This window comes from Cellulomonas sp. P4_B5_2 (assembly GCF_056402235.1).
In genome coordinates this window covers 1-3866 of the sequence record NZ_JBFUHU010000342.1, presented here as the reverse complement: position 1 = coordinate 3866, position 3866 = coordinate 1, and the positions used below count along the sequence as shown (strand labels likewise).

Genomic DNA, 3866 nt, shown 5'->3' with positions numbered 1-3866 from the left:
GCACGCACCCGGAGGCGTTCCTCGCGGCCGTGCTCGCCGAGCGGCGGGACCGCGAGCTCACCGCCCGGCTGCGCGCGGACCAGCGGGACGCCGTGGAGTCGTCACAGCTGCACCGACTCCCCCACGGCGTCCCCGACCCGGCTCAGTAGCGGTAGTGGTCCGGCTTGTACGGGCCGGACGCGTCGATCCCGAGGTACTCGGCCTGCTCCTTGCTGAGCTCGGTGAGCCGGACCCCGAGTGCGTCGAGGTGCAGCCGCGCGACCTTCTCGTCCAGCACCTTGGGCAGCCGGTACACCTCGCGGGCGTAGTCGCCGGGCTTGGTGAACAGCTCGATCTGGCCGATGACCTGGTTGGAGAACGAGTTGCTCATCACGAACGAGGGGTGCCCGGTCGCGTTGCCGAGGTTCAGCAGGCGACCCTCGGAGAGCACGATGATCGAACGCTCGGGGCCGACCTCGTCCGCCGGGAACGTCCACTCGTGCACCTGCGGCTTGATCTCCGTGCGGGTGATCCCGGGCACGGCGGCGAGCCCGGCCATGTCGATCTCGTTGTCGAAGTGACCGATGTTGCCGACGACCGCCTTGTTCTTCATCCGGCCCATCTGCGCGGCGGAGACCACGTCCTTGTTGCCGGTGGTGGTGATGACGAAGTCGGCCTGGTCGATGACGTCGTCCAGGCGGGTCACCTGGTAGCCGTCCATCGCCGCCTGGAGGGCGCAGATCGGGTCCACCTCGGAGACGATCACGCGCGCGCCCTGCCCACGGAACGCCTCGGCGGCACCCTTGCCCACGTCCCCGTAGCCGGCGACGAACGCCACCTTGCCGCCCATGAGCACGTCGGTGGCTCGGTTGATCCCGTCGGGCAGCGAGTGCCGGATGCCGTACTTGTTGTCGAACTTCGACTTGGTCACGGAGTCGTTGACGTTGATCGCCGGGAACAGCAGCTGCCCGGCCTCGGCCAGCTGGTAGAGCCGGTGCACGCCCGTGGTCGTCTCCTCGGTGACGCCGATGATGTCCGCGGCGATGGTCGTCCACCGCTGCGGGTCGGCTGCGAGCGAGCGGCGCAGCGTGCCGAGGACGACGGTGAGCTCCTCGGAGTAGCCCGGCTCCCCCGGCCTCGGGTCGGACGGGACCGCGCCGGCGGCCTCGTACTCGACGCCCTTGTGCACCAGGAGCGTGGCGTCGCCGCCGTCGTCGAGGATCATGTTCGGGCCGGTGCCCCCGGGCCACACGAGGATCTGCTCGGTGCACTCCCAGTACTCCTCGAGCGACTCGCCCTTCCAGGCGAACACCGGCACACCGGCCGGCTGCTCCACCGTCCCCTGCGGACCGACGGCGACCGCCGCGGCGGCCTCGTCCTGCGTCGAGAAGATGTTGCACGACGCCCAGCGAACCTCCGCGCCGAGCGCGACGAGCGTCTCGATGAGGACCGCGGTCTGCACCGTCATGTGCAGCGAGCCCGCGACGCGAGCACCGGCGAGGGGCTGGGTGGGACCGAACTCGTCCCGCAGGGCCATCAGGCCGGGCATCTCGTGCTCGGCGAGGCGGATCTGGTGCCGGCCGGCCTCGGCGAGGGACAAGTCGCGGACCTTGTACTGACCGGGCTGCTCAGAGAACGACGTGGACACAGACATCTCACTCCTGCGGGGTTCCGGTGACGTGGGCGCGCGCGACGCACCGGGGCTTGCGCCCTGGTCGTTCGCGCCGGCGCGACCCCTCTCGGTCCACGGGCATCACCCACGCCGTCCGGGACATGCTAGCCCGGGGTGAGCGGCGTCACACGGGTTCGTCAGCCGCGAGAGACGGGAACGCCCTCGTCCACCAGGAGCRCCGGGATCCCGTCGCGCACCGGGTAGGCGACCGGGTTCACCGGGTCGGTCGAGACCAGCGTCGGCTCACCGTCGGGCCCCACACCGTCCACGAGCGTCGCACCCGTCGCGGGGCAGCGCAGCAGCTCGCGCGCCCAGGGCTCCAGCGTCCGGCCCATCAGTACTCACCGTCCTGGCGCACCAGAGCCAGCACGTCGTCGCGCACCTTCTCCATGATGTCCTCGTCCGCTGCCTCGACGTTCAGCCGCAGCAGCGGCTCGGTGTTGGAGGCGCGCAGGTTGAACCACCACTGCGGGTGGCCGTCCCAGTGGGAGACCGTGAGGCCGTCCATCTCGTCGACCTGCACCGGCCCGGCGCCCTGCTGCGTCACGTACGCCTCGATCACGCGCTCGCGCGCCGCCGCGACATCGGTGACGCGGGAGTTGATCTCCCCGCTGGCCGTGTACGGCTGGAACTGCTCGGACAGCGCCGACAGGGGGTGCGGCTGACCGCCGAGCGCGGCGAGCACGTGCATCGCCGCGAGCATGCCGGTGTCGGCGAAGAAGAAGTCCCGGAAGTAGTAGTGCGCGCTGTGCTCGCCGCCGAACACCGCGTCGTGCTCGGCCATCTGCGCCTTGATGAAGGAGTGGCCCACCCGGGTGCGGACGGTCGTCGCACCCGCCGCGCGCAGCAGGTCCGGCACCACCTGGGACGTGATGAGGTTGTGGATGACGGTCGGTGTGCGGCCGGCCGCGCGCTCGCGCTCCACCTCGCGCAGGCCCACCAGCGCCGTGATGGCCGACGGGCTCACCGGGTCGCCGTGCTCGTCGATCACGAAGCAGCGGTCCGCGTCGCCGTCGAACGCGAGCCCGAGGTCGGCGTCGTGCTCGACGACAGCCGCCTGCAGGTCCCGCAGGTTCTCCGGCTCGAGGGGGTTGGCCTCGTGGTTGGGGAACGTGCCGTCCAGCTCGAAGTACAGCGGGACGATGTCGAGCGGAAGCCCGGGCAGGCCGGCGTCGGTGCCCAGGACCGCCGGTGCCGTGAAGCCGCCCATGCCGTTTCCGGCGTCGACGACGACCTTCAGCGGYCGGATGCCGGACAGGTCCACCAGCGACCGAAGGAACGAGGCGTACTCGGTGAGCATGTCGCGTTCCTCGACGGAGCCGCGCAGGTCGGTGTCGACCTCCGGGACCGACCCCGCGAGGTAGTCGCCGGCCAGCTCGCGCACCGTCGTCAGGCCGCTGTCCTGGCCCACCGGCCGCGCGCCGGCCCGGCAGAGCTTGATGCCGTTGTACTGCGCCGGGTTGTGGCTCGCCGTGAACATCGCACCGGGGATGCCGAGCGCGCCGGAGGCGAAGTAGAGGCCGTCCGTGGAGGCCAGACCGATCAGGAGGACGTCCACGCCCCGGGCGGCCAGCCCGTCCGCGAACGCACCGACCAGCTCGGGACCCGAGGGACGCATGTCGTTGGCGATCACGACGCGCGGGCGGTCCGTCGCCTCGGGGAGCACCACGACGTCGGCGAACGCCGCACCGATCGCGCGGGCCACCGTGGGGTTGAGCTCCTCGGGGACGACCCCGCGGACGTCATAGGCCTTGATGAGGGCAGACAGATCGACACGGTCGGCTGCAGGGGAGATCACGCGGTCATCGTACCTGTGGCCCTCGGGGCCACGACCAAGCCGGGTCAGGCGTCGCCGCCGACGACCTCGTCCCGGTCGAGCGGGGTGCCGCTCCCGTCGAGGGGGAACCAGTTGCGCTGCTCGCAGGCCGGGCAGGACACGAAGACCACCTGCCGGCCGTCCGTGAGCGCCATCCGGATCTTGGTCAGATCGGTCGCACCGCAGCGCAGGCAGGCGTCCGTGCCGGGCACTCCTGGGCCCGTGGGCTGGCTGATGGAGCCGAGGGGCTCACCCGCCCGCTCGGCGCGCGCACGCGCGGCCTCGCCCTTGCGACGTGCCACGTCAGCCCTCGCCACGCAGCACGCGCAGGTGGCCGCGGCGAGGTGCCTCGTTCAGGATCGCGCCGACGGCCTCGGGCAGGGCGACGGGCTCGGGCTC

General features: G+C 71.6%; 4 protein-coding genes. All 4 read right to left on the bottom strand.

Annotated features, from left to right (window positions below):
• Positions 1 to 142 precede the first annotated feature (142 nt).
• A complete protein-coding gene (ahcY, locus tag AC1DUQ_RS19025) occupies positions 143 to 1633 on the bottom strand; it encodes an adenosylhomocysteinase (protein WP_477063045.1) in 1491 nt (496 codons plus the stop codon).
• A gap of 155 nt (positions 1634 to 1788) precedes the next feature.
• Positions 1789 to 1986 (bottom strand): Trm112 family protein, encoded by a 198-nt coding sequence (locus AC1DUQ_RS19020; RefSeq protein ID WP_477074355.1) that lies wholly within the window; start codon positions 1984 to 1986, stop codon positions 1789 to 1791.
• Positions 1986 to 3449 carry a phosphomannomutase/phosphoglucomutase gene (locus AC1DUQ_RS19015; protein WP_477063047.1) on the bottom strand — a complete coding sequence of 488 codons (1464 nt, stop codon included), beginning with the start codon at positions 3447 to 3449 and terminating at the stop codon, positions 1986 to 1988. Before AC1DUQ_RS19015 ends, AC1DUQ_RS19020 begins: the two co-directional genes overlap by 1 nt.
• A 44-nt stretch (positions 3450 to 3493) precedes the next feature.
• The gene (locus AC1DUQ_RS19010) at positions 3494 to 3769 is read right to left on the bottom strand and encodes a hypothetical protein (protein ID WP_477063048.1); all 276 of its coding nucleotides are present in this window, start codon (positions 3767 to 3769) and stop codon (positions 3494 to 3496) included.
• Positions 3770 to 3866: the final 97 nt, after the last annotated feature.